The organism is Rothia sp. HMSC071F11 (assembly GCF_001809115.1).
GTDB lineage: Bacteria > Actinomycetota > Actinomycetes > Actinomycetales > Micrococcaceae > Rothia > Rothia dentocariosa.
The window spans coordinates 177500-177930 of the sequence record NZ_KV795730.1 but is presented as its reverse complement, the minus strand read 5'-3'; the positions used below and the strand labels follow the sequence as shown (position 1 = coordinate 177930).

General features: G+C 43.9%; 1 pseudogene. It reads left to right on the top strand.

What is annotated here, in order from left to right:
* Positions 1 to 236, top strand: a pseudogene (locus HMPREF2554_RS01740) (hypothetical protein); the annotation flags it as partial.
* Between the last annotated feature and the right edge of the window lie 195 nt (positions 237 to 431).

Sequence of the window (431 nt, the reverse complement as noted above, 5' to 3'; positions counted from 1 at the left end):
GATACCCCTGGTCCGATTTTGAAGAAGAACAGCGAAGGAACTTCCCGAACGGAGCCCCGGACCCTCTCTACGATAAGACAGGTCAGCTCTTTGGTGGGGTTATAAACCATGATCCGCAGGCTACGGGTATCTATGTTGCTGATCCTCGGTATTATCCTGAGTCACCATTTTATGACCCTGCTCTTGCCTCAAAGGTACACCTGGTGCATAGTGAAGATGTTGATGATACAGAATAGTATATAAGCACGTTCGTATATATTGAGGGTTATTCATGATTGGGATACTGCCACTTCATGGATGACCCTCAAATTTTTTATTTCCGCATCATGATAAGCGTTTATTTTGATTAAGGAGTAGAAATATTATGGGTTTCTATACTGATGAGTGGGATGACGTCTTTTTCCCGGTTGTTTATGTGCGGGAGGATGGTG